The 23,804-nt window shown below is 73.2% G+C and carries 22 protein-coding genes and 1 riboswitch; of the genes, 8 read left to right on the top strand and 14 right to left on the bottom strand.

Translation table 11 applies throughout. From position 1 onward, the window contains the following. Window positions 1–3: 3 nt before the first annotated feature. The 5 genes from CV755_RS15000 to thiO all read right to left on the bottom strand — a co-directional run bounded on the left by CV755_RS15000 (window position 4) and on the right by thiO (window position 5,302). A complete protein-coding gene (locus tag CV755_RS15000) occupies window positions 4–873 on the bottom strand; it encodes a deoxyribonuclease IV (protein ID WP_109280745.1) in 870 nt (289 codons plus the stop codon). Between the two features lie 5 nt (window positions 874–878). After that, window positions 879–2,858, bottom strand: a complete 1,980-nt coding sequence (gene pknB, locus CV755_RS14995) for a Stk1 family PASTA domain-containing Ser/Thr kinase (protein WP_109280744.1) — start codon at window positions 2,856–2,858, stop codon at window positions 879–881. A gap of 213 nt (window positions 2,859–3,071) precedes the next feature. Further along, window positions 3,072–3,875: a thiazole synthase gene (locus CV755_RS14990; RefSeq protein WP_109280743.1), complete on the bottom strand. Its 804-nt coding sequence runs from the start codon at window positions 3,873–3,875 to the stop codon at window positions 3,072–3,074. A gap of 9 nt (window positions 3,876–3,884) precedes the next feature. Next, window positions 3,885–4,115 (bottom strand): sulfur carrier protein ThiS, encoded by a 231-nt coding sequence (thiS, locus tag CV755_RS14985; protein WP_109280742.1) that lies wholly within the window; start codon window positions 4,113–4,115, stop codon window positions 3,885–3,887. Further along, window positions 4,112–5,302: a glycine oxidase ThiO gene (thiO, locus tag CV755_RS14980; protein ID WP_109280741.1), complete on the bottom strand. Its 1,191-nt coding sequence runs from the start codon at window positions 5,300–5,302 to the stop codon at window positions 4,112–4,114. The genes thiS and thiO overlap by 4 nt, the downstream gene beginning before the upstream one ends. Further along, window positions 5,300–5,412: riboswitch (TPP riboswitch) on the bottom strand. It overlaps the preceding gene by 3 nt. Before the next feature lie 143 nt (window positions 5,413–5,555). On the opposite strand from thiO, the gene CV755_RS14975 reads away from it, so the two are divergent. The 5 genes from CV755_RS14975 to CV755_RS14955 all read left to right on the top strand — a co-directional run bounded on the left by CV755_RS14975 (window position 5,556) and on the right by CV755_RS14955 (window position 9,951). Then, entirely contained in the window at window positions 5,556–6,785 is a 1,230-nt protein-coding gene (locus tag CV755_RS14975; RefSeq protein WP_109280740.1) for an NAD(P)/FAD-dependent oxidoreductase, read from the top strand. Window positions 6,786–6,913: 128 nt separating this feature from the next. Continuing rightward, the gene (locus CV755_RS14970; RefSeq protein WP_109280739.1) at window positions 6,914–7,279 is read left to right on the top strand and encodes an Rv2175c family DNA-binding protein; all 366 of its coding nucleotides are present in this window, start codon (window positions 6,914–6,916) and stop codon (window positions 7,277–7,279) included. A 116-nt stretch (window positions 7,280–7,395) separates the two neighbouring features. Further along, window positions 7,396–8,046 (top strand): thiamine phosphate synthase, encoded by a 651-nt coding sequence (thiE, locus tag CV755_RS14965; protein WP_109280738.1) that lies wholly within the window; start codon window positions 7,396–7,398, stop codon window positions 8,044–8,046. 93 nt (window positions 8,047–8,139) lie between these two features. Continuing rightward, window positions 8,140–9,057: a methylenetetrahydrofolate reductase [NAD(P)H] gene (metF, locus tag CV755_RS14960; RefSeq protein ID WP_109280737.1), complete on the top strand. Its 918-nt coding sequence runs from the start codon at window positions 8,140–8,142 to the stop codon at window positions 9,055–9,057. A 39-nt stretch (window positions 9,058–9,096) separates the two neighbouring features. Then, window positions 9,097–9,951: a hypothetical protein gene (locus CV755_RS14955; RefSeq protein WP_109280736.1), complete on the top strand. Its 855-nt coding sequence runs from the start codon at window positions 9,097–9,099 to the stop codon at window positions 9,949–9,951. A 195-nt stretch (window positions 9,952–10,146) separates the two neighbouring features. On the opposite strand, the gene CV755_RS14950 is transcribed toward CV755_RS14955, so the two are convergent. From CV755_RS14950 to CV755_RS14930, 5 genes are read right to left on the bottom strand one after another with little or no spacing between them, the layout of a single operon-like run. Further along, on the bottom strand, window positions 10,147–11,628 hold the full coding sequence (locus tag CV755_RS14950) for a phytoene desaturase family protein (protein ID WP_109280735.1): 1,482 nt from the start codon (window positions 11,626–11,628) through the stop codon (window positions 10,147–10,149). 10 nt (window positions 11,629–11,638) lie between these two features. Then, the gene (locus CV755_RS14945) at window positions 11,639–12,253 is read right to left on the bottom strand and encodes a DUF4126 domain-containing protein (protein ID WP_109280734.1); all 615 of its coding nucleotides are present in this window, start codon (window positions 12,251–12,253) and stop codon (window positions 11,639–11,641) included. A gap of 25 nt (window positions 12,254–12,278) precedes the next feature. Further along, the gene (locus CV755_RS14940) at window positions 12,279–12,893 is read right to left on the bottom strand and encodes a TetR/AcrR family transcriptional regulator (RefSeq protein ID WP_109280733.1); all 615 of its coding nucleotides are present in this window, start codon (window positions 12,891–12,893) and stop codon (window positions 12,279–12,281) included. Between the two features lie 35 nt (window positions 12,894–12,928). Then, window positions 12,929–15,055, bottom strand: coding sequence for a YhgE/Pip domain-containing protein (locus CV755_RS14935; RefSeq protein WP_109280732.1), 2,127 nt, complete (start codon window positions 15,053–15,055; stop codon window positions 12,929–12,931). Further along, window positions 15,042–15,803, bottom strand: a complete 762-nt coding sequence (locus CV755_RS14930) for an ATP-binding cassette domain-containing protein (protein ID WP_109280731.1) — start codon at window positions 15,801–15,803, stop codon at window positions 15,042–15,044. The genes CV755_RS14935 and CV755_RS14930 overlap by 14 nt, the downstream gene beginning before the upstream one ends. Window positions 15,804–15,998: 195 nt before the next feature. Here CV755_RS14930 and CV755_RS14925 point away from each other — a divergent pair, with 195 nt between their 5' ends. The 3 genes from CV755_RS14925 (at window position 15,999) to CV755_RS14915 (ending at window position 17,939) form a co-directional block, all read left to right on the top strand. Continuing rightward, entirely contained in the window at window positions 15,999–16,436 is a 438-nt protein-coding gene (locus CV755_RS14925; RefSeq protein WP_109280730.1) for an SAV_6107 family HEPN domain-containing protein, read from the top strand. A gap of 128 nt (window positions 16,437–16,564) precedes the next feature. Continuing rightward, on the top strand, window positions 16,565–17,311 hold the full coding sequence (locus tag CV755_RS14920; RefSeq protein ID WP_109281877.1) for a methyltransferase: 747 nt from the start codon (window positions 16,565–16,567) through the stop codon (window positions 17,309–17,311). A 235-nt stretch (window positions 17,312–17,546) separates the two neighbouring features. Then, complete coding sequence (locus CV755_RS14915; protein ID WP_109280729.1) at window positions 17,547–17,939, top strand: DUF3040 domain-containing protein; 393 nt, start codon at window positions 17,547–17,549, stop codon at window positions 17,937–17,939. A gap of 340 nt (window positions 17,940–18,279) precedes the next feature. Here the strand turns inward: CV755_RS14915 and CV755_RS14910 are convergent, their stop codons facing one another. The 4 genes from CV755_RS14910 to CV755_RS14895 all read right to left on the bottom strand — a co-directional run bounded on the left by CV755_RS14910 (window position 18,280) and on the right by CV755_RS14895 (window position 23,704). Beyond that, window positions 18,280–20,625: a transglutaminase TgpA family protein gene (locus CV755_RS14910; RefSeq protein ID WP_109280728.1), complete on the bottom strand. Its 2,346-nt coding sequence runs from the start codon at window positions 20,623–20,625 to the stop codon at window positions 18,280–18,282. Then, window positions 20,622–22,019, bottom strand: a complete 1,398-nt coding sequence (locus CV755_RS14905; RefSeq protein WP_109280727.1) for a DUF58 domain-containing protein — start codon at window positions 22,017–22,019, stop codon at window positions 20,622–20,624. The genes CV755_RS14910 and CV755_RS14905 overlap by 4 nt, the downstream gene beginning before the upstream one ends. Next, window positions 22,019–23,017 carry an AAA family ATPase gene (locus CV755_RS14900; RefSeq protein ID WP_109280726.1) on the bottom strand — a complete coding sequence of 333 codons (999 nt, stop codon included), beginning with the start codon at window positions 23,015–23,017 and terminating at the stop codon, window positions 22,019–22,021. The genes CV755_RS14905 and CV755_RS14900 overlap by 1 nt, the downstream gene beginning before the upstream one ends. A 150-nt stretch (window positions 23,018–23,167) precedes the next feature. Further along, window positions 23,168–23,704 carry a beta-class carbonic anhydrase gene (locus CV755_RS14895; RefSeq protein ID WP_109280725.1) on the bottom strand — a complete coding sequence of 179 codons (537 nt, stop codon included), beginning with the start codon at window positions 23,702–23,704 and terminating at the stop codon, window positions 23,168–23,170. Window positions 23,705–23,804: the final 100 nt, after the last annotated feature.

Here is a 23,804-nt window from a genome sequence, read left to right as displayed (position 1 = left end):
CCGCTAGACGGTGGCGTCCCGCAGTTCCTTCAGCCGGGCCACATCCGCCGCGTGCCCCTCCGGGCCGCCCGGTGTCTCGATGGTCAGCGGCACCCCAGCCGTCTCCGGGTGGGAGAAGAGCTCGGCGAAGGGCTCGGCGCCGATGAATCCGGCGCCGATATTGGCGTGCCGGTCCTTGTGGGCGCCCACCACGTCCTTGGAGTCATTGGCGTGGATCAGGCCCAGCCGGCCCGTCCCCACCACCTCCGTCAGCTCGTCCAGCGCCTGCTTCATCCCGCCGGGCCCGGCCAGGTCGTGCCCGGCCGCGAAGAGATGGCAGGTGTCCAGGCAGACGCCCAGCCGCGGATGGTGGTCCAGGGCCTCGAAGTACGGGCCCAGGTCGGCGATCCAGGAGCACAGCGAGGCGCCCTGGCCGGCCGTGGGCTCCAGCAGCAGCCGGGGGTCCTCCGGGTGCGTCAGCTCCTCTAGCAGCGGCAGCAGCCGCTCGCGTACCTGTGCCAGCGCCGTGGGACGCGCCCGCCCGCCGGTGGCCGAGCCGGTGTGCACCACCACCCCGCGCGCCCCGATCTCCCGCCCCCGGCGCAGCGAGTGCCGCAGCGAGAGCACCGAGCGTTCGGCGGTCTCCTCGGTGTGCGAGCCGAAGTTGATCAGGTAGGGGGCGTGCACGTACACCGGCAGCCCGGCCTCCGCACAGCCGGCCCGGAACTCCTCGTCCTGGGCCGGGTTCCCCGCCGGAGTGGCCCAGCCCCTGGGGTTGGCCACAAACACCTGCACCGCCTCGGCGCCCATCCGCCGGGCGTACGGCAGCCCGGTCCGGGCCAGGCCGCCGGCCACCGGGACATGGCCGCCGATGGGATTGCGTATCGCGCTCACGAACCTCAGAACCCGCTCTTCATCCGGATGGTGATGGTGTCGCCCCGGGCCGCCTTGTCCCCGGCCCGCACCGACTGGCTGTCCACCGAGTCCTTGGGGAAGAGGAACGGCCGGTCCACCTTCACCTGGAACCCGGCCTCGGTGAGGATGCGCCGGGCGTCCGCCTCGCTCCTGCCGGTGACATCGGGCACCGGGAGCATCTCCTTGCCCTTGGAGACGGTCAGGGTGATGGTGTCGCCCTTGGCCGCCTTGGCGCCCTTGGCCGGGGACTGGTCGGCCACATCGCCCTTGCCGCGATCCGAGTAGACCTGGGTGTCGGCCACCTTGGCCTGGAATCCGGCGTCGTGCAGGGCGGAGGTGGCGTCGTCCACCGGCAGGCCGGTGACATCCGGTACGTCCAGCGCCTCGCCCTTGCTGACCACCAGGTTGACCGGGGAGTCGGGGCGGCGCTCGGTGCCCGGCCCGGGGTCGGTGGAGAGCACCGAACCCTGTGGGGTCTCTCCGCTGAACTGCTGCTGGAGCTCGCCGACCGTCAGCCCGGCGCCAGTGATCTTCTTCTTGGCCTGGTCCAGGGGCATGCCCTTGACATTGGGCACTTCTGCCCGCTGCGGGCCCCGGGAGATGATGAGCGTCACCCGGCCGGTGTTGCGGATCCGCTCCCCGGGCCTGGGGTCGGTGGCCATCACATGGCCGCGCTCGATGGTGTCGCTGAACTCCTGCCGGGTGCTCACCCGCAGCCCGGCCCGGTCCAGCTTCTGCTCCGCCTGCTGCTCGGTCAGGTCCAGCACGGCCGGGACCGAGGTGAATTGGCCGGAGCTGATGTACCAGACGCCGGTGCCGGCCAGCATCGCCAGCACGGCCGCCGCCATCAGCAGCGCGGTACGCCGCCGTACCCGGCCCAGCGGTCCGGGCAGCCGGCGACCCGGGGCGGGCGGGGCGGACTGCGGGGGGACCGGCGGCTGCTCGAAGCGGGCGGTGCGGTCGGTGCCGTCCCGGTCCGTGCCGTCCCTTTGCGCCCGGCCCGGCAGCGGGGTCAGCAGGGAGGGGGAGACGGAGGGCCGGGGGAGCACGGTGGTGCGCTCCTCCGGGCCCGCGTGCGAGGCCAGGGCGCGCGGCGGGCGGAGGTCCAGCTGCTCGTCGGTCAGCGCCGCACGGGCCTCGCGGACCAGCGCCAGCATCCCCACCGCGTCGTCCGGGCGCAGCCCGGGGTCGCGGGAGGTGCAGACGGCCACCACCTCGTCCAGCTCCGGGGCCAGGCCCGGGGTCTCCCCGGACGGCGGCGGCACATCCTGGTTGAGGTGCTGGTAGAGGACCTGGGCGGGATTGGCCCCGGAGTGCGGCTTGAGGCCGGTGAGCATCTCGTAGAGCACCACGCCGCAGGCGTAGACATCGGTGCGGGTGTCCACCACACCGTGCTCGATCTGCTCCGGCGCGAGGTAGGAGAGGGTGCCCAGGACGGAGCCGGAGTCGGTGGTGGTGTTGGTGCCCACCGCGCGCACCAGCCCGAAGTCCGCGACCTTCACCCGGCCGTCGTCGCCGATCAGCACGTTCTCCGGTTTTATGTCCCGGTGCACCAGCTCGGCGCGGTGGGCGGCGCCCAGGGCGGCCAGCACCGGCTCCATGACATCCAGCGCGGCTCGCGGCTGGAGGGCGCCGCGCTCGCGCAGTACGTCGCGCAGGGTGCAGCCGGCCACATACTCCATGGCCAGGTAGACATAGCCCGCGTCGGTGCCCTGGTCGAAGACGCTCACCACATTGGGGTGGTCCAGGCGGGCCGCCGACTTGGCCTCCCGGATGAAGCGCTCCGTGAAGGCGGCGTCCCGCGCCAGGTCGGGGTGCATCACCTTGAGGGCGAGCACACGGTCGAGGCGGGTGTCCAGGGCCCGGTAGACCGTGGCCATGCCGCCGGTGGCGATGCGGGCCTCGATGCGGTAGCGGTCGTCGAGGAGCTGGTCTACCAGGGGGTCCGGGAGGGTGGTGTCCACGGTCCACGAGTCTACGAGCCCGTGCGGGGCGCGCTGCGGGTGCGTGCGTCCGGACGGGGCACCGGTGCGGGTGCCGGGCGCCCCGGAAGGGGCGCGGGACGGTATCGAAATGCGGCTCCGCCGCGTGGGCGCGACCAGCCACGGACGGGCCGCACCCGGGTACGCACTTACCGTGGCACCGCAGATCCCGCCGCCGGGTGCGGCCCCGGACGGTCACGCCACCGTGAAAGCCGGACGCTCCGGATCCAAGGCGGCCCGGCCCGCAACAGGCGAGGACGCCTCCGCGAAGTGGCGGCGCGGAATGCGCCCCGCGCGGTACGCCAGCCGCCCCGCCTCCACCGCGTGCCGCATCGCCTCCGCCATCAGCACCGGCTCCTGCGCCCGTGTCACCGCCGAGGCCAGCATCACCGCCGAGCAGCCCAGCTCCATCGCCAGCGCCGCGTCCGAGGCGGTGCCCGCGCCCGCGTCCAGGATCACCGGCACACTCGCCCGCTCGGTGATCAGCTGGAAGTTGTGCGGATTGCGGATGCCCAGGCCGGAGCCGATCGGCGAGCCCAGCGGCATGATCGCGGCGCAGCCGAGGTCCTCCAGCCGGCGGGCCAGCACCGGGTCGTCATTGGTGTACGGCAGCACCGTAAAGCCGTCGTCCACCAGGATCTCGGCCGCGTCGAGCAGTTCGACAGGATCCGGCAGCAGGGTGCGCTCATCGGCGATCACCTCCAGCTTCACCCAGTCCGTACCCAGCGCCTCCCGCGCCAGCCGGGCGGTGAGCACCGCCTCGCCCGCGGTGAAGCAGCCCGCCGTGTTGGGCAGCACCCGTACCCCGTGCCGCTCCAGCACCGAGAGCACCGAGCCGCGTACCGAGGGGTCCAGCCGCCGCATGGCGACCGTGGTCAGCTCGGTGCCGGAGGCCAGCAGGGCCCGTTCCAGCACATCCAGGCTGGGCGCGCCGCCGGTGCCCATGATCAGGCGGGAGGTGAAGACGGTGTCGGCGATGGTGAGCAGATCGTCTGCCATGGGTACTGATCAGCCTCCCTGCACCGCGGTGAGAACTTCGATCCGGTCGCCGTCGCCCAGCGTGGTGGCCGCCCAGCGGCCGCGTGGGACGACGGTCTCGTTGACGGCGGCGGCGATGCCGTTCCGGGCGTCGGTGAGCGCGGCCACCAGGCCGTCAAGAGTGGTCCCGCCGGGGACCAGACGCTGCTCGCCATTGACGGAGACCCGAACGGTGCCGGTCGTGCCGGTCGTGCCGGTCATAGGGACTGCTCCTGAAGTGCCGGGGTGAAGCGGGCGGGGGAGAACGGAATGGCCTCGTCCGGCACCCGGCCGCCGGTCAGCAGCTCGGCGAGCACCTCCCCGGTCAGCGGGGTGAGCAGCACGCCGTTGCGGTGGTGGCCGGTGGCCAGATGCAGGCCGGGCAGCGCGGTGGGACCCAGCAGCGGGGCGTTGTCGGGGGAGCCCGGACGCAGCCCGGCGCAGGTCTCCACCAGCGGCAACTCCGTTACCCCGGGCACCAGTTCATGGGCGTCGCGCAGCAGCTGGTAGACCCCGCCCGCGGTGACCGTGGTGTCGAAGCCCAGCTCCTCGGTGGTGGCGCCCACCACCAGCTCGCCGTTCTCCCGGGGCACCAGATAGACCGGCGTGCCGCGCACCACCGCCCGGACCGTACGGGAGAGGAACGGACGGTACGGGCCGGGCACCCGCAGCCGCAGCAGCTGCCCCTTGACCGGCCGTACCGGCGGCAGCACCTCCTCGGGCACCCCGGCCAGCGTCCCGCTGTGACTGCCCGCCGCCAGCACCGTCTGGCCGGCCGACACCCTTGTCCCATCGGCGAGTTGGGCGCCGGTGGCCCGGCCTCCGGCGGTCAGCAGACGGACCGCCCGCTGCCGCAGTAGCTCCACCCCGGCCCGCTCACCGGCCGTCAGCAGGGCCTGGGTCAGCCGCCGGGGATCGGTCTGGTGGTCACCGTCCACCCGCAGCCCGCCCCGCACCCCGGGGGCCAGCATCGGCTCCAGCCGGCGGCACTCCCGCCCGGACAGCCAGGTGGCCTCCAGGCCGCAGCGCAGCTGGAGTTGGTGGAGTTCGCTGAGATGCGCCCGGTCGTCGGAGTCCAGGGCCACGGCCAGGGTGCCGCAGGCCCGGTAGCCGGTGTCCCGGCCGCTGGCCTCCTCCAGCTCGGCGGTGAACGCCGGAAAGCGGCGCGCCGAGGCCAGATTGAGGGCGAGCAGCGCTTCTTCCCCGTAGTGCAGTTCGGTGACCGGGGCCAGCATGCCGGCCGCCACCCGCGCGGCACCGCCGCCGGGCGAGGGGTCGGCGAGCGCGGTACGCAGCCCCCGCTGGGCCGCCCGCCAGGCGGTCACCAGCCCGATCGGGCCACCGCCGATCACCAGGACATCCCAGGCCCCCGGTGGGCCACCGCCGTCCGGACATTGAGACGCGTGCATGGGCGTCCAGCCCCTCCCTTCGCCGGCATGACCCGGATCAGGTTCGTACGGTCGGAGGCCGCCGAAGCCTCCCTCTCAGCCCGGTGCGCCGGGCTCCCGCGAGTGCGTGTACAGCGGCCACCCTAGTACGGGCCGGGAGAGCACCGGAAGGCGGCGGGGCCCGGCGGACGGGCGCACACGGGTGGGGGTTTGTGTCGGAGGTCTCCTGGCCGGGTGCTCGGTAAGCCCTCCGCGGTCGCCATATGGTGACCGGGTGAGTGAGCAGACGAACACCACCGGTGGCGGGCGAGTTGTGATCGTGGGCGCCGGCATGGCCGGCGTGCAGACCGCGGTCGCCCTGCGGGAACAGGGCTGGACCGGCGAGATCACCCTGCTGGGAGCGGAGTCGCACCCGCCGTACGACCGGCCGCCGCTGTCCAAGACCATCCTGCTGGGCAAGGCGGAGGGCTCCGCCTTCGAGGTGGACTTCGCGGGGCTGGGCATCGAGGTGCAGCTGGGCCGGGAGGTCACCGCCCTGCGCGCCGCGGAGCACCGGGTGGACACGGTGCGCGGCAGCGTCTCGTACGACGTGCTGGTCATCGCCACCGGCGCGGTGCCCGTCCGGCTGCCCGGCAGTGAGGGCGTGCCCGGGGTGCATCTGCTGCGCACCATGGACGACGCCGAGCGGCTGCGGCCGCTGCTGGCCGCCCGGCGCAGTGTGGTGGCGGTGGGCGCGGGCTGGATCGGCGCCGAGTTCGCCACCGCGGCCCGGGAGGCGGGCTGCGCGGTGACCGTGGTGGAGGCCGCCGACCGGGTGCTGGCCGGAGCGGTGCCCGCCGAGGTGGCGGCCCATATGACCGACTGGTACGAGCACAGCGGGGCCCGCCTGATCACCGGGGCCAAGGTGGCGTCTGTGACGGAGGGGGCGGTGGTGCTGGCCGACGGCCGCCGGATCGAGGCGGACGCGGTGGTGGTGGGCATCGGCGCCCGTCCGGCCACCGACTGGCTGGCCGGCTCCGGGATCGAGCTGGCCGAGGACCGCTCGGTGGTCACCGACGAGCGGCTGCGCACCTCGCTGCCGGACGTCTACGCGGTCGGCGACTGCGCCTCCTTCCCCTCCGCCCGCTATGGCGAGCGGCTGCTGGTGCACCACTGGGACAACGCCCTCCAGGGCCCGCGCACGGTGGCCGCCAACATTGTGCTGGGGCCGGAGGAGGGCCCGGTCTACGACCCGGTGCCCTACTTCTGGTCCGAGCAGTTCGGCCGCTTTGTCCAGTACGCGGGCCACCATGCCGCGGCCGACGAACTCCTCTGGCGCGGCGACCCGGACAGCGCCGCCTGGACGGTGTGCTGGCTGAGGTCCGGGGTGCTGGTGGCCCTGCTCGCGGTGGGACGGCCCCGCGATCTGGCCCAGGGCCGCAAGCTGATCGAGCAGGGCGCGGTACTGGACCGGGCCCGGGCGGCGGACGCCTCGGTGCCGCTGAAGGCGGCGGTACGGCGGTGAGCGTACGGGCGCCCGGCCGCGCCCGAGGGCACCTCCGGGGGCCCGGGCGGGGGTCCGCGGGAGTGTCTCACGCCTCTCCCGGGTCAACCCGGCTACCGGCTGTCAGTGGCGGATGGCAGGCTTGTCCCGTGACCGAGATTGACGCAAAGATCGATGCTCTCGTCCCCGCCTGGCTCACCCTCCCCGATGTCGCCGAAGAGCTCGGCGTGGAGGTGACGCGCGTCCGGCAGCTGGTCAAGGAGGGCCAGCTGATCGCCGTGCGGCGGGGCGAGAACCGCGTGCTCCAGGTGCCCGCCGAGTTCATCGGCGGGGGCAGGGTGATCAAGGGCCTGTCCGGCACCTTGACGCTGCTGAAGGACGACGGCTTCAGCGACGAAGAGATGCTGGAGTGGCTCTTCACCGAGGACCCGACCCTCCCCGGCACCCCCGTGCGGGCGCTGCGCGAGAATCGCGGCACGGAGGTGAAGCGCCGCGCCCAGGCGCTCGCCGTCTAAAGCCGTCCGCAAGCGCAACCGCAAACGCAACCGCATCCGCAATTGAGAAACAGCGCGGTGTACGGGCCGGAAGGTCCGGGCCCGTACACCGCCGACCCCGGGGGAGTCCCACCCGTATGTCCGCCACCGCCCGCAAGCAGCTCGCCGACGCCCGGCTCTATCTGTGCACCGACGCCCGCCGGCGGCAGGGCGATCTGCCCGAGTTCCTGGACGCGGTGCTGGCCGCCGGGGTGGACATCATCCAGCTCCGGGACAAGGGCATGGAGGCCGCGGAGGAGCTGGAGCATCTGGCGGTGTTCGCCGCGGCGGCCCGCCGGCACGGCCGGCTGCTGGCCGTCAACGACCGGGCCGATGTGGCCCATGCCGCCCGTTCCCAGGTGCTGCACCTGGGCCAGGGCGACCTCCCGGTGCCCGCGGCCCGCGCCATCCTGGGCGAGGAGGTGCTGATAGGCCGCTCCACCCACGCCGAGGCGGAGGTGGACGCCGCCCTGGCCGAGCCCGGGGTGGACTACTTCTGCACCGGCCCCTGCTGGCCCACCCCCACCAAGCCCGGCCGGCCCGCCCCCGGCCTGTCCCTGGTGCGCCATGCCGCCTCCCGCAACCCGGACCGTCCCTGGTTCGCCATCGGCGGCATCGACGAGGGCAATCTGGACCAGGTGCTCGAGGCGGGCGCCCGGCGGATCGTGGTGGTCCGCGCCATCACCGAGGCCGATGACCCCGGCGCGGCGGCCGCCCGGCTGTCCCGGCGGATCCGGGAACTCGACTGACCATCGAGAACCGCTGAGGAACCGCCCGGAGATAAAGGGCATTTCGCCAATACGGGTTGGGGTGCCGCCGGACCGCTGGTTAACTTGGCGGGTATGGCCCTTGGTACCGCGTCCACCCGGACTGACCACGCCCGCACAGTGCGTGAGCTGCTGGCTTCCGGCGAGCGTTCCTACTCCTTCGAGTTCGCCGCCCCCAAGACCGAACGGGGTGAACGCACCCTGTGGAACGCCATCCGGCGGATCGAGGCGGTCGCCCCCACCTTTGTCTCCGTGACCTATGGCGCCGGCGGCTCCTCCCGGGAGGGCACGGTACGGGCGACCGAGCGCATCGCCACCGACACCACCCTGACTCCGGTGGCCCATCTGACCGCGGTCAACCACTCGGTGGCCGAACTGCGCAACATCATCGGCCAGTACGCCGATGTGGGCATCCGCAATATGCTCGCGCTGCGCGGGGATCCGCCCGGCGACCCGCTGGGCGAGTGGGTGCGGCATCCGAGGGGCCTGTACTACGCCGCCGAACTGGTGCGTCTGATCAAGGAGTCGGGTGACTTCTGCGTGGGCGTGGCCGCCTTCCCGGAGATGCATCCGCGCTCCACGGACTGGGAGACCGATGTCCGGCACTTTGTGGCCAAATGCCGGGCGGGCGCGGACTTCGCCATCACCCAGATGTTCTTCCACGCCGAGGACTATCTGCGGCTGCGCGACCGGGTCGCGGCGGCGGGCTGCGACACCCCGATCATCCCGGAGATCATGCCGGTCACCAATGTCCGGCAGATCGAGCGATTCGCACAGCTGAGCAATGCCGCCTTCCCCTCGGCACTGGCAGAACGGATCCGGGCGGTACAGGACGATCCGGCGGCTGTACGCTCGGTCGGGATCGAGTACGCGACCGAACTGTGTGCACGGTTGATGGCCGAGGAGATTCCCGGGCTGCATTTCATTACCCTGAACCACTCCACGGCAACCTTGGAAATCTACGAGAACCTGGGACTGCACCAGCGGTCCTGACGGCCGGCCGGGAACGGCGGCCGAACGAGAGGGGCGCTAATGGGCTGGACGGTCCTCTATATCGCGTTCGGCATCGTCGCGCTCTGGCTGCTCAGCGAGGTGCTGCTGCAGTACAAGGCCCGGCTGCGCTGGCGGCTGCTGGCCTTCGCCGGGTTCCTCGGCGTGGTGGCCGGAGTGATGTTCACCTCGGTGCCGGTGATTGTCGTCGGTGCCGTGGGCTTCGCGGTCGGGCAGATCTTTGTGACGCTCTCCTTCCGGCGCGGCTTCGCCGAGGGCTGGGCGCTTCGGCGGCCGCCGGCGGCGAGCGAGGGGGCTCCGGCCGAGGGCCGGGCCGCGGGACGCGCCGGACGCCGCCGGGGCGGCCGCGGCTCCTCCGCCGCCAGGGCCGCGGCGAAGACGGCCGCCACGGCCGCCGCAACGACGGCCGCAACGACCGCCGCCACGGCGCCGCTTGACCAGCCCGCCGAGCCGGCCGAGGTGCCGGTCCCCACCGGCCTCACCGGTGTGCCGGAGCAGCCCACCGCCGAGTACGCGGCGGTGGAGGAGACCAGCGTCTTCGGCGCGTACGACGCCTTCCAGGGCGCCCCGCAGGGTGCCGAATACCCGGCGCAGGGCGGCCAGTTCGACTATGCGCAGGGCCAGTACGCCGCCTACTCCGACCCCTATATCGGCAACCGCCAGCAGGGGTACGAGACTTACGACGGCTATGCGCAGCAGCCCCAGCAGCAGTACGGGATGGGCGGTTACCCCGCGGACGGCTACGCCCCGCAGCAGTACGACATGGACACCCCGCCCGGTGGTGTCTGGGTCCCCCAGCAACGCGACACGGACGCACCCCCCTATCCCCACGACCAGGGCCCCGGCTACGACGACCAGCAGCACTACCGCTACTAGGGCGCCCCGACAGGGGCGCGGGGTCGTGCCCAACTGCGGGCCGCCTTGGGCTGGTCGCGCAGTTCCCCGCGCCCCTGAGGGGCGCGGGCAGCCGCCGACGGTGCTTGGCCACCCGCTGGCGAGCTCGACCGTCACTCGCCGGGATGGGGGCACCCCCAGCGGTAGCTGGGGGAGGGCGGTGCGTGGGTGGGGATGTCACCGCGAGCCGCGGAAAGCCGCACCCTCCACGATCAGCCCGGCCACCAACGCCCCCGACATCCCCGCATGCGCAAGCCCACCCCCCGGGTGAGCGAACCCACCGGCCAGGTAAAGGCCGGGCAGCGACGCCAAGTTGCCAGGGTGCAGAAACGCACCGTCCGCACCCGCCAGGGCGGGGGCCGGAACCCCACCGCCCACCGCCCCCGTCGCCGCCGCGACATCCAACGGCGTACGCACCTCGCGCCACAGCACTCGCTCGGCCAGACCAGGAACGGCAGCCCCGGCCGCATGGACCATCCGCTGGGCAAAGCCCTCGCGGGTGTGCTGATCCGCCCAGTCAACTTCCCCCTGCGGAGCCACCGTCGCCGTGACCGTCACCGCCTCATGCCCCGCATCCGGCCGGGTGGCAGCATCATCCGGCCGCAGAACCACCACGCTCGGACGGTGACCCGCATGCGGCCGGGGGCCGAAGACCGCCGCCAACTCCGCCTCCCTGTCGGGGGCGTGGACCACCGTACGGTGCGGCGTACCCTCCGGCCGCGCCCCCCGCAGGGCCAGGAAGACACTGAACCGGCTCCGCGGCGGCCCAGGTACGGGAGCGCCCAGCAATGCCGGATCCACCCCGGAAACCACCGCATCGCCCTCCACCACCGACCCGTCGGCCAGCCGTACCCCCGCCGCCCGGCCGTCCTTCTCCACCAGGCCGGTCACCTCGGCCCCGAAGTGGAACTCCACCTTCCGGGCGAGGCAACGGGCATAAAGGGCCTCTGCCAGGGCCCGGATGCCGCCCTCGGCATACCAACTGCCAAAGGTCTGCTCCATATACGCCAGCACGGCCGCCGATCCCGGTGCCCGGCGCGGGTCCAGGCCATGGGCCAGGGCATGGCTCTCCAGCAGGGCGATCAGCCGGGGATCGGCCAGCTCCCGCCGGGCGACGGCCTCCAGAGTGCACGCCCCGGAGCGGCGGAACAGCCCCCGCCGGCGCGCCGCCGGATAGGGATCGCGGCCGAGCGCCGCAAGCCGCTCCGGCTCGGCGGGCAGCGGCTCCTCCAGCAAGGGCCGCCGAGTGGCGTCCCAGGCGTCCCGGGCCCGGTTGATCAGCTCGCTCCAGCGCTCACCCGCGCCCGGCGCCAGCGCCGCGTCCAGCGCCTGGACCACCCCGGCCCGTGAGGCGTTGGGCAGCTCGACCACCGTGCCGTCCGGGAAGCGATGGCTGCTCGCCGGATCGACCTGGCGCAGCCGCACGCTCTGCTCCAGCGGCTCCTTGCCGGTCTTGATGAACAAGTCGCGGTAGACGGCGGGCAGATGGAGCAGCCCGGGGCCGGTGTCAAAGGTGAAGCCGTCCCTGGCCAGCCGGCCGGCCCCGCCACCGGGCGCCGCCGAGCGTTCGTACACCGCCACCCGGTGGCCCGCGACGGCCAGTCGCGCGGCCGCCGCCATGGCGCCCATACCGGCGCCGATCACCACGATCCGTGTCATGCCGCCGACTTTAACGGGGCGTGCCGACAGCGCCCTCGCCAGGCGGCGGGACCCGGCGCCGCTGCCGCCGCCGGGCGAGGAAGGCGCGTACCCGCTTCCACAGGAAGACCACCAGGGCGATGCCCAGGCCGAGCAGGGTGCCCGCGATCACCGCCGCCGCCACCGGGTGGAACAGGGCGAAGACCACCAGGGCCGCCACCGCCAGATCCTCCAGCAGGCTGAGCAGGATATTGCTGGCCGGTTCCGGTGAGGTGTTCACCGCCATCCTGGTGCCCGCCTTCACCAGATGGCTCAGCAGGGCGGTGATCCCGCCGACCGCCCCGGCCGCCAGCTGGGACAGCGAGCCGTGCGCTCCGGCCAGCAGCGCGGCGACCACCGCTCCGGCGACCGGACGGATCACCGTGTGGACCGCGTCCCAGACGGAGTCCACATAGGGGATCTTGTCCGCGATGGCCTCGCAGACAAAGAGGATCCCGGCGGCGATCAGCACATCCGGGCGCTGGAGGGCGTCCGGCACCTGGTCGGTGACGCCGGCCCGGCCCAGCAGGCCGAGCAGCAGCACCACCGCATAGGCGTTGATGCCGCTGGCCCAGCCGCTGGTGAAGACGAGAGGAAGAACGGACACCGGGTGATCGTAACGGGGCCCGGGGTCAGTGGCGGTCGCCGCTGACCCTGCCCTGAAGCAGCCGGGACAGCGCCGAGTGCACCTCGTCGATGGACCGCTCCGGCTGGAAGGACTGCCAGTCCAGCGCGGCCACCAGCACCATGCCGAACAGGGCGGAGGCGGTCAGCGGAATGTCGATCTCCTGGCTGAGCTCGCCGCCCTCCACCGCCTCCCGCAGCACCGACTCGATCACCGCGATGGCCTTCTGCCGCACCTGCATCAGGGTGGACTGCCAGGCCCGGTTGGTGCGCCAGAGCTCGGCCACATAGAGCTGGGTCAGCGAGGGGTAGCGGGCGATGAAGTCCAGTCCGGCCCGGATCATCGCGTCCAGCGCGTCCACCCGGCTGCCGCCGCGGGCGGCGGTGTCCTCGGCCGACTGCCGCAGGGAGACGGTCAGCAGCTCGATGCCGTCCCTGAGCAGCTCCTCGAAGAGCACGGTCTTACTGGCGAAGTTGTAGTAGACCGTGCCCTTGGCCACCCCCGCCCGCTCGGCGATCTCGTCCACCGTGGTGGAGGAGAATCCCTGCTCCGCGATCAGGGTGACCGCCGCCTCGAAGAGCTTGCGCCGTGTGTTCTGACGGCGTGTACCGCTGCTGTCCATGAGGGTGATTCTCCCCGTAGCCGGAGGGTGCTTTTTCACAGGCTGATCTCGGGGTGCAGCTTGTCCACCCGCCAGACCTGTTTGCCGCGCGCCGCCCAGGCGGTGAGCGCCAGCGAACCGGCGGTGAAGGCGGCCAGCACCGCGCATGCCTGCCAGACGCTGCCCAGGTCACCGCCGGAGATCAGATGGCGCAGCCCCTGGACCACATAGCTCATCGGCAGGAAGGGATGCAGGGCGTTGAAGAAGCCGGGGCTGGTCTGCACCGGATAGGTGCCGCCCGCCGAGGTCAGCTGGAGCATCAGCAGCGCCAGCACCAGGATGCGTCCGGCGGGCCCGAAGCGGGCGTTGAGCCACTGCACCATGGCGGCGAAGCAGAGCGAGGCCAGGACCAGGAAGCCCACGGTGCCCAGGGCATGCTCCATCTGCAGGCCGACCGCCCAGTGCAGCACCGCCAGCAGCGCCAGTACCTGCCCCAGCCCCACCGCGACCACCGGCAGCCAGCCCGCCAGCGCGGTCCGCCAGGCCGAGGCACCGGCCGCCAGTGCCCGCCGGTTGAGCGGCTGGATCAGCATGTACGCCACCATGGCGCCCACCCAGAGGGAGAGCGGCAGGAAGTAAGGGGCGAACCCGGTGCCGTAGTTGGGCGCCTTGTGCATCGCCTGGGAGGCCAGCTTCACCGGGTCGGCCATCACCTCGGTATGGGCGTCCCGGTCCTTTTTGTCATAGTCCGGGATCTTGCCGACCCCGTCATGCAGCCCGCCGGAGAGCTTGGCGGACCCGTCCGAGAGCTTGAACATCCCGCCTTGCAGGGTGTCCGCGCCGTTCTGCAGCTTGCCGATGCCGGTGTCCAGGGCGGACATCTTGTCCGAGGCGGTGCCCAGGCCGGAGTTGAGCTGCCCGGCGCCGTCATGGATCTTCCCCGCGCCATCGGCGACCTTATGGGCGCCGTCATTGAGGGCGTTGGCCTCGCGTACGGCGTTGTCGATGTCGTCGGCGAGTCCGGGACCGGCGTCGGCCAGCTTCCGGGCGTAGCCGTTCAGCAGGTCCAGCTGCTCCGGGAGCTGGTCGAGCTCCCCGTTCTTGTTCTGCATCAGGGTGTTGAGCGCCTTGGCGCCGTCCGCCGACTGCTTCGCGGCGAACACGGCCTTCTCCAGGTCGGGGCAGAAGGGCTGCTGGGTCTTGCAGAGCGTGTCGTACCAGCCGGAGAGGCTGCTCCAGGCCGCCGCGCTGCCCGCTTGGAGCGCCGCGGTGGTGTCGGCCGACGGGAGATCCTTGAGGTGCTGGCGCAACTCCCTGGTCTTGTCGGCGATTTCGCCCGCAGCGGTGGCTATCTGCGCCGCGTGCTCCTTGACATAGACGCCGCCCTTGGAGTCCGCGGCGGCGTTCACCTTGTCGGCCAGTTGCTGGGTGCCGTCCGCCACCTGGCGCGCACCGTCGGCCAGTTCGCGGGTCTTGTCGTCCAGGGTGCCCGCGCCCTCATGCAGCTTGTCCACGCCGTCCGAGAGCTTGCCGGTGCCGTCCTTGGCCGTGTCCAGCCCGTTCTTGAGGTCCCCGGTGCCCTTCTTGGCCTGGTCGATGCCATCGCCCAGCCGGTCCGCGCCGTCCGCGGCCTGCTTGGTCTTGTCGTGCAGGTCGGAGAAGGAGACGAAGATCTTGTCGTAGAAGCCGCGGGACGCCTTGCGGGAGGCGCTCGCCCGCACCTCGGCGAAGACGGTGCGCGAGATGGAGCCCACGATGTAGTTGTTGGCGTCATTGGTGCGTACCTGGAGTGCACCGGTGACCGGTGAGTCACCGGAGCTGGACGCCACCCGCTTGCTGAAGTCCGCGGGGATGGTCAGCGAGAGGTAGTAACGGCCCTTCTCCAGGCCCTTCTTGGCCTCCGCCGCGCTGGTCTCGTGCCACTGGAAGGTCCTGCTGTCATGCAGCCCCTCGGCGATGGAGTCGCCCGCGGTGAGCTTCTTGCCGTCCACGGTGGCCCCGCGGTCGTCGTTGACCAGGGCCACCGGCACCTTGTCCAGACGGCCGTACGGGTCCCAGAACGACCAGAGATACAGCCCGCCGTAGAGCAGCGGAAGCAGCAGCAGAGCGATCAGCGCGGCCCGGGGCAGCCGGCCCCGGCCGAACTTCCGCAGCTCCAGAACGGCCAGCCTAGGCGAGCGCATCGGCCGCCACCTCCTCGGTCTCCTGCTCCACCCGGTCCTCCCGGCCGTCCCGCTCGCCGGTGCGGACCACCACCGCGTCCGTGGGTGCCTGGCTGCATACCGCCAGTACGGTCGTTCCGGCGCCGGCCAGCGACCTCAACAGCCCCCAGGCTTCGGCGCGTTCGGCGTCGGAGAGCTTGAGGTCCAGGTCGTCCACGGCGATCAGCCGCGGGGCGCCGATCAGGGCCAGGGCCAGCGACAGGCGCAGCGCCTGGAGCCGTTCCAGGTCCCGGGCGGCGGTGCGCTCGCCCTTGGGCAGGGCGGACAGCTCCAGCCCGGCGGCGGCCAGCGCCGCGTCGATCCGGGCGCGGGCGGCCGCCTTCCGCTCGGTACGCGGCCGCAGCAGCTCACGCGGCGAACCGCTGAACCGCCGCTGCAGCAGGGCCCGTTCCCGTAGATGCTCGGCCACGGTCAGGGCCGGCTCCAGTTCGGCCACGCCCGGGACATGGGCCAGGGCGGCGAACTGCCGCACCGCCGCCATCCGCCTGGGCAGCGCCAGCCCGCCGATCTCGGCGGATCCGGCACCGGGGCGCATACGTCCGGTGAGCGCGAGCAGCAGACAGGTGCGGCCGGAGCCGGACGGTCCCTCGACGGCGATCAGCGAGCCGGACGGGGCGTCGATGTCCACGCCGTCGAAGACCCATCCGCGCGGTCCCTTGACGCCGAATCCCTGCGCCCTGACGGCGGCTCCGGGCGGGGTGCGGTCCACGGTGACCTCCCTGGTGACGATCTTGCACTGACTGGTCAGTCTAAAAAAGTATGGCGCAGGCCCCCCGGCCGCCCTCGGCCGGGGTCGGCCCAAGGGCGTCTGCCCAGGTCAGCGGCGATTGTCAGTGGGGTGCCCCAGGATGGGCACAGTCGGCGGTCATCCCATGGCCGTCAGCCCCGACGAAGGAGGTTCGTCATGGCCAGCCCGGCAAGCACCACCGCCCCGGCCCCGCCCGCGGCCCTCGACCTGCTGCTCCAGGCCCGGCTCGGCCTGGAGGAAGCCGCCTCGCTCACCGCCCCGCATGAGAGGTACGCCACCGCCCACCTCGCCGCGCTGCGCGCCGCCGCCGCGGTGCTGGCGGTACGGGCCCGGCCGGAGCCTCCGGGACGGCGGCGCCGGATCCGCAGCGCCTGGGAGCTGCTCCCCGAGGTCGCACCCGAACTCGCCGAGTGGAGCGCCCTGTTCGCCTCCGGTGCCCAGCGCCGGGCCCGTGCCGAGGCGGGCATACCCACCGCGGCCGGGCAGCGCGAGGCGGACGATCTGCTGCGCCAGGCCGGGATGTTCCTGCGGCTGGTGGAGCGGATGCTGGTCCGGCAGCCGATGCTGCCGCGCGAGCCGGCCGAGGCGGGCTGACCTGGCCTGGCGGTGCGGGCGTCCGGGCCTGGCCCATTAGGGTGGGCCCCGACGTCCCTCGACGTCCTTCCGATCACCGCCGCGCCGAGGAGCCACCCGCCGTGACCGAGCCTTCCCCCGCCCAGGGCGTGGAGACCCCATCGCGCCCCCGGGCGTCCCTGCGTACCGCCGTGGTCTGGGAAGTCCTCAAGGACGCCCTGGACCGCCGGGCGGCAGGCGGCGTGCTCCAGGTACTGGACGCGGGCGGCGGCAGCGGCAAGTTCGCGGTGGAGGTGGCCCGGCTCGGCCACCACGTCACCGTGGTGGACCCCAGCCCCAACGCGCTGTTCGCCCTGGAACGCCGGGCCGCCGAGGCGGGCGTGGCCGACCTGGTGCGCGGGGTGCAGGGCGACACCCAGGGCCTGTTCGAGGTGGCGGAGCACGGCGCCTATGACGCGGTGCTCTGCCATGGCGTGCTGGAGTACCTGGAGGACCCGGCCGCCGGGGTGCGCAACGCGGTGGACGCGCTGCGGCCCGGCGGCGTCCTCAGCCTGCTCGTGGCCGGGCTGGGCGGCGCGGTGCTGGCCCGGGCGCTGGCCGGGCACTTCACCGAGGCCCGCCAGGCGCTGACCGACCCGGCCGGCCACTGGGGCGCCAGCGACCCGGTGCCCAGCCGCTTCACCCCCGACCAGCTGTCGGAACTGGTCACCGGCGCCGGGCTGGAGGTCCAGGCGGTGCACGGAGTGCGGATCTTCGCCGACCTGGTGCCGGGAGTGCTGGTGGACGCCGAACCGGGCGCCCTGGAGGCGCTGTTCCGCCTGGAGGAGGCGGCGGCCGCGCTGCCCGCCTTCCACTCGGTGGCCGGCCAGCTCCATGTGCTGGCCCGGCGGGGCTGAGAGCGGGCCCGGCCACACCCCACCGATCAGGCCGTTCGCCCCGTATGATCGGGAGAACACCGTCCGGCATGACGGGTCGGCGGGGAGGGAATGTACGTCCCGACATCATCGGCCGCCAGTCGGGGCCGGTGGGCGAATTGGCGCAGAGGGGCGGGTTTCACGGGGGCGAATCCCTGCCTATCCTGAAAGGGTCGCACCCGGTCGCACCCCCGCGACCGACGAGTAGGAGGACTCCGTGCCGCTCTCGGAGCACGAGCAGCGCATGCTCGAGCAGATGGAGCGAGCGCTGTACGCCGAAGATCCCAAGTTCGCGACAGCGCTTGAGGGCAGCGGCCTGCGCACGTACACCCGGCGACGGGTCTACCAGGCGATCGCGGGCTTTCTGGTGGGTATCGCGCTGCTGATGGCCGGAATGGTCGCCCAGTGGATCTGGATCAGCGTGGTCGGTTTCCTGGTCATGCTGGGGTGCGCGGTGCTGGTGGTAACGGGGTGGCGCAAGGGAGGCGCGGCGCGAGGTGCCGCGAGTCCCCTGGGCGGCGGCCCCAGGCGGCAGGGGCGGCCCCGCCGGTCGATGATGGACCGCATCGAGCAGCGCTGGCAGCGACGCCGCGACGAACAGGGTCACTGACCCTCACATTCTCCGAGGGCCAGGGCACTCCACGCCCTGGCCCTCACCCATCCCGCTGGGTGGCCCCACCAGGGGCGCGGGGAACTGCGCGCCCAGCCACGCACGGCCTGTGGCCGAACGGCAGGGGCCGTCGGCAGATGCCGTTTCGTCGCCGGGTGCGCCCTTCCGGGGGCGCGGGGAACTGCGCGACCAGCCACGCACGGCCTGCGGCCGAACGGCGACGGTCGTCGGCAGATGCGGTTTCGTTTCCGGGTGCGGCCCGGTTGTGCCCACCCTCCCCCAGCTACCGCTGGGAGGTGCCCCCATCGCCCTGCGGAACGACTGCCCACAACCGGAACCCTCAGGGGCGCGGGCAACTGCGTGAACGGCCAAAGACCATCCGCACTGGCAGCGCGACCGCAAGCAATCGCGCCAACGACCGCGGGGCCAGAACCGCCCGTACCCGCGTCCAGCGGGGCGCCGCAGCCCGCAAGCCAGCCCGTACCCGGCGAACCTCTTCCGCCAGGGCGAGGGCCGCCATCGGGTGCGGCGCGTAGAGGGCCTGCTCCACCGCCGTGGCCACCCGGCCCGCCGCCCCCGCCGCCGGTCCGGACAGCCCGCCGAGGCGGACGATCCGGGTCACCGCCTGCCGCGGCGTATGCGAACCGTCGGGCGGGATGCCGTAGTCCCAGGCGGAGTCGGTCAGCTCCCGCCAGGCGGCCAGCGTGCCCCGGCCGGGGCCCAGCCGCCGGGCCCGTACCCGCCCGCGCAGCAGCGGCGGCAGGGTCAGCAGCACCGCGGCCAGCCCGGCCGCGCCCAGCCCCGCCAGGGCCCAGCCGGGCGGCCCGCCCGCCGAGGCGCCCCCGCCCGGCTGGGACAGCGGCTGCGGGCAGCCATCGGCCCGCCGCAGCCGGGGCGGGCAGGGCTGCCCGCTCTCGGGCGCCGCCGAGGGCCGGGCGTCCCGGCCCCGCGACGGCGACGGCACATCGGCCGGCGTGCCGGAGGAACCCCGCGCGATGGTGTAGTCCGGCTGCGAGCCCCGGCTCGGCGTGGGCTCGAACCGGGTCCACCCCACGCCCTCGAAGTACAGCTCCGGCCAGGCGTGCGCGTCCTTGGACCCCACCGACACCGACCCATCGGGCTGCGGCGTGCCCGAGGTGAAGCCCACCGCCACCCGGGCCGGAATCCCCAGAGTGCGGGCCATGGCGGCCATGGTGAAGGAGAAATGGACGCAGAACCCCCGCTTGTCCGTGAGAAACCGGACGATGGCGTTCTCCCCGCTGCCCGACTCCACCTCGGTGTCGTAGCGGAAGCCGCCGCCCAGCGCGAACCAGTCCTGTAGCTTCACCGCCTGCTGATAGGGGTTGGCGGCCCCCGCCGTCACCTGGCGGGCCGTCCGCTCCACCACCTTGGGCAGGCCGGCCGGCACCCGGGTGTACTCGCGCAGGATCCGCTCCTCCGGCGCCGGGGCGGCCGCCAGCTGGGCCGCGGTGGGCTGTACGAACAGGCTGGTGACCTGGTAGCGCAGGCCCCGGGTGGTCTGGCCGTGGTCACCGACCAGCACCCGGCCCTCCGGCTCGTAGCGCCACTTGCCACCCGTCTGGACCCGGTCGGCCGGATAGGGCATGGGCAGGTAGTTCTGCCCATAGGTGGGCGCGGCCACCACCGAGGTGTTCACCGGGTCGGTCCGCACCCCGGCGGCCAGCCCCTCCGGCAGCGGCAGCCGCTCGGGGACCTCGGTGACCTGCCGTTCCGAGGCCCGCCAGGAGGAGCCGTCGAAGTGGTCCAGCGCCACGATGCGCAGATAGAGATCCTGAGTGGCGGCGGTGGTGGTGCGGTAGCGCAGGACCTCCCGGTTCTCCGGCTGGTTGAGGCTGTTCTGCAGCGAGACCAGGGGATTGACCGCCGAGATGGTGCCGCCCGCGTCCCCGCCGGGCCCCTCGCCCCGGCCGTGCGGCCGCAGCAGGCCGCCGTCGATGGCGGGCAGTACGGCCGGTATGGCCAGCGCGATGCCCAGGGCCAGCGCCCCGATCCGGCGGCCGGTGCGCACCGGCGCCAGGGCCGTACCGCCCCCGGCGGCCGGGTCGAAGCCCGGGGAGCCGGCCCGGGCGCCGCCGGGGAAGACCCGGCCCCAGCGGGCCAGCCGGTCCCGCCCCTCGGCCAGCAGCAACAGCAGATAACCGGCCGCCGCCACCAGGAACCACAGCCAGTCGGCGCCGCCCCGGGCCAGCCCGGCGCTGATCGAGTACAGCGCCAGCAGCGGCAGTCCGGCGGGCGCCGCGCTGCGGAAGGTGACCGACAGCGCGTCCACCACCAGCCCCACCACCAGCACCCCGGCGATCAGCAGCAGCCTTATCCCGGCGGTGGCCGGGGCCGGGATGGCGTAGCGGCCCACATCGTCCGCGCCCTGCCGCAGCAGATCGGCGAAGGTACGCAGCGCCTCGGGGCCCGGCAGCACCCCGGCCAGGGCCTGCTCCCGGGCAAAGGCCACGGTGAGCATCAGCAGGGTGACCAGCGCCTGCACCGCCACCGTCAGCACCCGGGGCAGCGGCACCCGGCGGGCCAGCGCGCCCACCACCGCCTGGACGGCCAGCAGAAAGGCGGCCTGGGCCAGCCAGAGGCTCTCATTGACCAGCGGCAGCAGCGCACAGGAGGCGGCCAGGGTGGCCAGGGTGGCGCACAGTGCCAGCCGCGCGCTGCCGCTCATGGCGCGCTCCCCATCGGTCCGATGGGCCCCGCCGTGGGCCCCACGGGCCCCGTCGGCCCCAGGGGTCCCAAAGGCCCGTCCGTCGGTCGCACGGGCCCCATCGGCCCCACTGCCCCCGTGGGCCCCACCGCCCCCGCCCGCTGCCACAGGGCGGCCAGCGAGTCGCCCGGGGCCACCGGCAGCGCGGTCCAGCCCGCCTCGCGCAGCAGCCGAACCGGCCGTTCCCCATGCGGGGAACGCAGCCCGTTCCAGAGGAAGGGGTCCAGGACGAAGGCCAGCGCGGTGCCGCCCGGCCGACGCATCCGGGCGGCCAACTGCGCCTGCTGCTCGTCGAGTTCACCGAAGAAGGCCACCAACAGCCCCCCGTTGCCGCCGCGCAGCACCTCCTGGGCGGCCGCCAGCCCGGTGCCGGAGGAGTGGTCGATCTCGGCCAGTACGTCCAGCAACAGCCCGGCGGATTCGGAGAGTTCGCCCCCGCCGGCGGTGGCCGGCACCGAGCTGCCGGTGTCGGTCAGCAGCCGTACCGCGAAGCCCCGGTCCAGCAGGTGCAGCGCGGCGGAGGCGGCACCCGAGACCGCCCACTCGAACGCCGAGTCGGGGCCCGCCCCTTGGAAGGCGCCGCCCCGGGTGTCCAGCAGCACCGTGCCCTGGGCCCGCCGGGGCCGCTCCTCGCGGCGCACCATCAACTCCCCGTATCTGGCGGTGGACCGCCAGTGCACCCGGCGCAGATCGTCACCATGCCGGTAGCCGCGCGGAATGACATCGTCCGCGCCCGCCAGGGCCAGTGAACGGTGCCGGCCGTCACCGTAGCCCGCCGCCTCGCCGCCCAGCGGCAGAGCGGGCAGCGGCTCCACCCGGGGCACCACGGTCAGCACATCCCGGCCGCTGAAGCCCCGGGTCAGCTCGCACATCCCAAAGGGGTCGGTGAGCCGCAACTGCAGTGGCCCCAGCGGATAGCGGCCGCGCAGATCGGAGAGGATGCGGTAGCGGACCTCGCGCCGCCCGCCCGGCTCCACCCGGTCCAGGACAAAGCGCGGGCGCGGCCCCAGCACATAGGGCACCCGGTCCTGGAGCAGCAGCAGACCGGTGGGCACCCGGGAGACATTCTCCACCCGCAGTGTGACCAGCGCCTCGGCCGAGGCCGGCACCCGGGACGGGGAGAGCGTCCGGTCCCCGGCCACCCGGTGCCGGGTGCGGTGCAGCACCACCACGCACACCAGCGGCAGCACCGCCAGCAGCAGCCCCACCCGCAGCAGATCGGACTGGCCCAGCACATAGGAGCAGACGGTGGCGGCCAGCCCGGCCGCCAGAAAGGACCGGCCCCGGGTGGTCAGCCCGGCCAGCGCCGTCCGCCAGGTGCCGTCCCCCTCCGGCATGCCGTCCCCCTCCGGCATCACGGCCTCCGCGACCCCGGCGCGGGCCGGCCATAGGGATCGGGCACCGGGGTGTGCCGCAGGATGTCCAGCACCACCTGCTCCGGGCCACGCCGGTTCAACTGCGCCTGGGCGGTGGGCAGCAGCCGGTGCGCCAGCACCGCCACCGCCAGCGCCTGGACGTCGTCCGGCAGCGCGAAGTCCCGCCCGGCCAGCGCCGCCGCGGCCTTGGCCGCCCGCAGCAGATGCAGGGTGGCCCGCGGCGAGGCGCCCAGCCGCAGCTCCGGGTGCTGCCGGGTGGCGGCCACCAGGTCCACCGCGTAGCGCCGTACCGGCTCGGCGGCATGCACCGTGCGCACCGCCTCCACCAGCTTGACGATCTCATGGGCGTGCGCCACCGGCCTCAGGTCGTCCAGCGGGGAGCGGGCCCCGTGCGCATCCAGCATCCGCAGCTCGGCCTCCGGCCCGGGGTAGCCGATGGAGACCCGGGCCATAAAGCGGTCGCGCTGCGCCTCGGGGAGCGGATAGGTGCCCTCCATCTCCACCGGGTTCTGGGTGGCCACCACCATGAAGGGGCTGGGCAGCTCATAGGTCTGCCCGTCCACCGTGACCTGGCGCTCCTCCATCGACTCCAGCAGCGCCGACTGGGTCTTGGGGGAGGCCCGGTTGATCTCGTCGCCGATGACGATCTGGGCGAAGACGGCGCCCGGCTTGAACTCGAAGTCCCGCCGCTGCTGGTCGAAGACGCTCACCCCGGTGATGTCCGAGGGCAGCAGGTCGGGGGTGAACTGGATGCGCCGCACCGAGCAGTCCAGCGAGCGGGCCAGCGCCTTGGCGAGCATGGTCTTGCCCACCCCGGGCACGTCCTCGATCAGCAGGTGCCCCTCGGCCAGCAGCACGGTCAGGGCGAGCCGCACGACCTCCGGCTTGCCCTCGATCACGCTCTCCACCGCCGCCCGCACCCGCCCGGCGGTGGCACTGAGATCGCTCAGGCCCGCTCGCTCGTCATAGGTCGTCACCCGGCCCTCCTCGGCCCGTCATGCGGGCCCTGGTCCTGGGTACGGACCGGCCCACCCCGAAGCGTGAACGGCCCCGCCCCTTCGAGGAGCGGGGCCGTCGCCTACGCATTCTGGCCGCACCGGCGGTGTCATGACACCGCCTGAGGACAATCAGTGCCGCGGATCGATCTCCCGCAGCAGACCGGTGTGCACATCGAAGACAAAGCCGCGGACGTCATCGCGGTGCGGCAGGAACGGCGAGGTGCGCACCCGCTCCATGGACTGGCGGACGTCCTGGTCGAGGTCCTTGAACGCCTCCACCGCCCAGGAGGGGCGCTGGCCCACCTCGGCCTCCAGCTCATGCCGGAAGTCCTCGGTGAGGTTGAGCAGCCCGCAGCCGGTGTGGTGGATCAGCACCACCGAGCGGGTGCCCAGCGCCCGCTGGCTGATGGTCAGCGAGCGGATGATGTCGTCGGTGACCACACCGCCCGCGTTGCGGATGGTGTGGCAGTCGCCGAGCTCGAGGCCCAGGGCGGCGTGCAGGTCCAGCCGGGCGTCCATACAGGCGACGACCGCCACCTTCAGGACGGGACGGGCGTCCATGCCCGGGTCGGTGAACGCGGCGGCGTACTCCGCGTTGGCCTTGACCAGGCGATCGGTGACCGAGAGGGCCGGCTGCGCTGAGGGCTGAGGTGCGGGTATGGGCATGCCACCGAAGGTAATCGGCCAGGCCGTGCCCGTCCTTACCGGGGGAGGCAAAAATCCGCCGATGTCGCCCCTTGTGAGGTAACCCACACTCCGGGGCTCT

The sequence above is a fragment of the Streptomyces orinoci genome (assembly GCF_003121295.1).
In the GTDB taxonomy this organism is placed as follows: Bacteria; Actinomycetota; Actinomycetes; order Streptomycetales; family Streptomycetaceae; genus Streptomyces; species Streptomyces orinoci.
The sequence above is the reverse complement of the archived record's forward strand: the minus strand, read 5'-3'. Positions and strand labels throughout refer to the sequence as shown.

Excerpts from the sequence above, each read along its gene's own strand:
- CV755_RS14990 (WP_109280743.1), bottom strand. The coding sequence starts at position 3,875 with ATGGCAGACGATCTGCTCACCATCGCCGACACCGTCTTCACCTCCCGC.
- thiS (WP_109280742.1), bottom strand. The coding sequence starts at position 4,115 with ATGACCGGCACGACCGGCACGACCGGCACCGTTCGGGTCTCCGTCAAT.
- thiO (WP_109280741.1), bottom strand. The coding sequence starts at position 5,302 with ATGCACGCGTCTCAATGTCCGGACGGCGGTGGCCCACCGGGGGCCTGG.
- thiE (WP_109280738.1), top strand. The coding sequence starts at position 7,396 with ATGTCCGCCACCGCCCGCAAGCAGCTCGCCGACGCCCGGCTCTATCTG.
- metF (WP_109280737.1), top strand. The coding sequence starts at position 8,140 with ATGGCCCTTGGTACCGCGTCCACCCGGACTGACCACGCCCGCACAGTG.
- CV755_RS14955 (WP_109280736.1), top strand. The coding sequence starts at position 9,097 with ATGGGCTGGACGGTCCTCTATATCGCGTTCGGCATCGTCGCGCTCTGG.
- CV755_RS14950 (WP_109280735.1), bottom strand. The coding sequence starts at position 11,628 with ATGACACGGATCGTGGTGATCGGCGCCGGTATGGGCGCCATGGCGGCG.
- CV755_RS14940 (WP_109280733.1), bottom strand. The coding sequence starts at position 12,893 with ATGGACAGCAGCGGTACACGCCGTCAGAACACACGGCGCAAGCTCTTC.
- CV755_RS14935 (WP_109280732.1), bottom strand. The coding sequence starts at position 15,055 with ATGCGCTCGCCTAGGCTGGCCGTTCTGGAGCTGCGGAAGTTCGGCCGG.
- CV755_RS14925 (WP_109280730.1), top strand. The coding sequence starts at position 15,999 with ATGGCCAGCCCGGCAAGCACCACCGCCCCGGCCCCGCCCGCGGCCCTC.
- CV755_RS14910 (WP_109280728.1), bottom strand. The coding sequence starts at position 20,625 with ATGAGCGGCAGCGCGCGGCTGGCACTGTGCGCCACCCTGGCCACCCTG.
- CV755_RS14905 (WP_109280727.1), bottom strand. The coding sequence starts at position 22,019 with ATGCCGGAGGGGGACGGCATGCCGGAGGGGGACGGCACCTGGCGGACG.
- CV755_RS14895 (WP_109280725.1), bottom strand. The coding sequence starts at position 23,704 with ATGCCCATACCCGCACCTCAGCCCTCAGCGCAGCCGGCCCTCTCGGTC.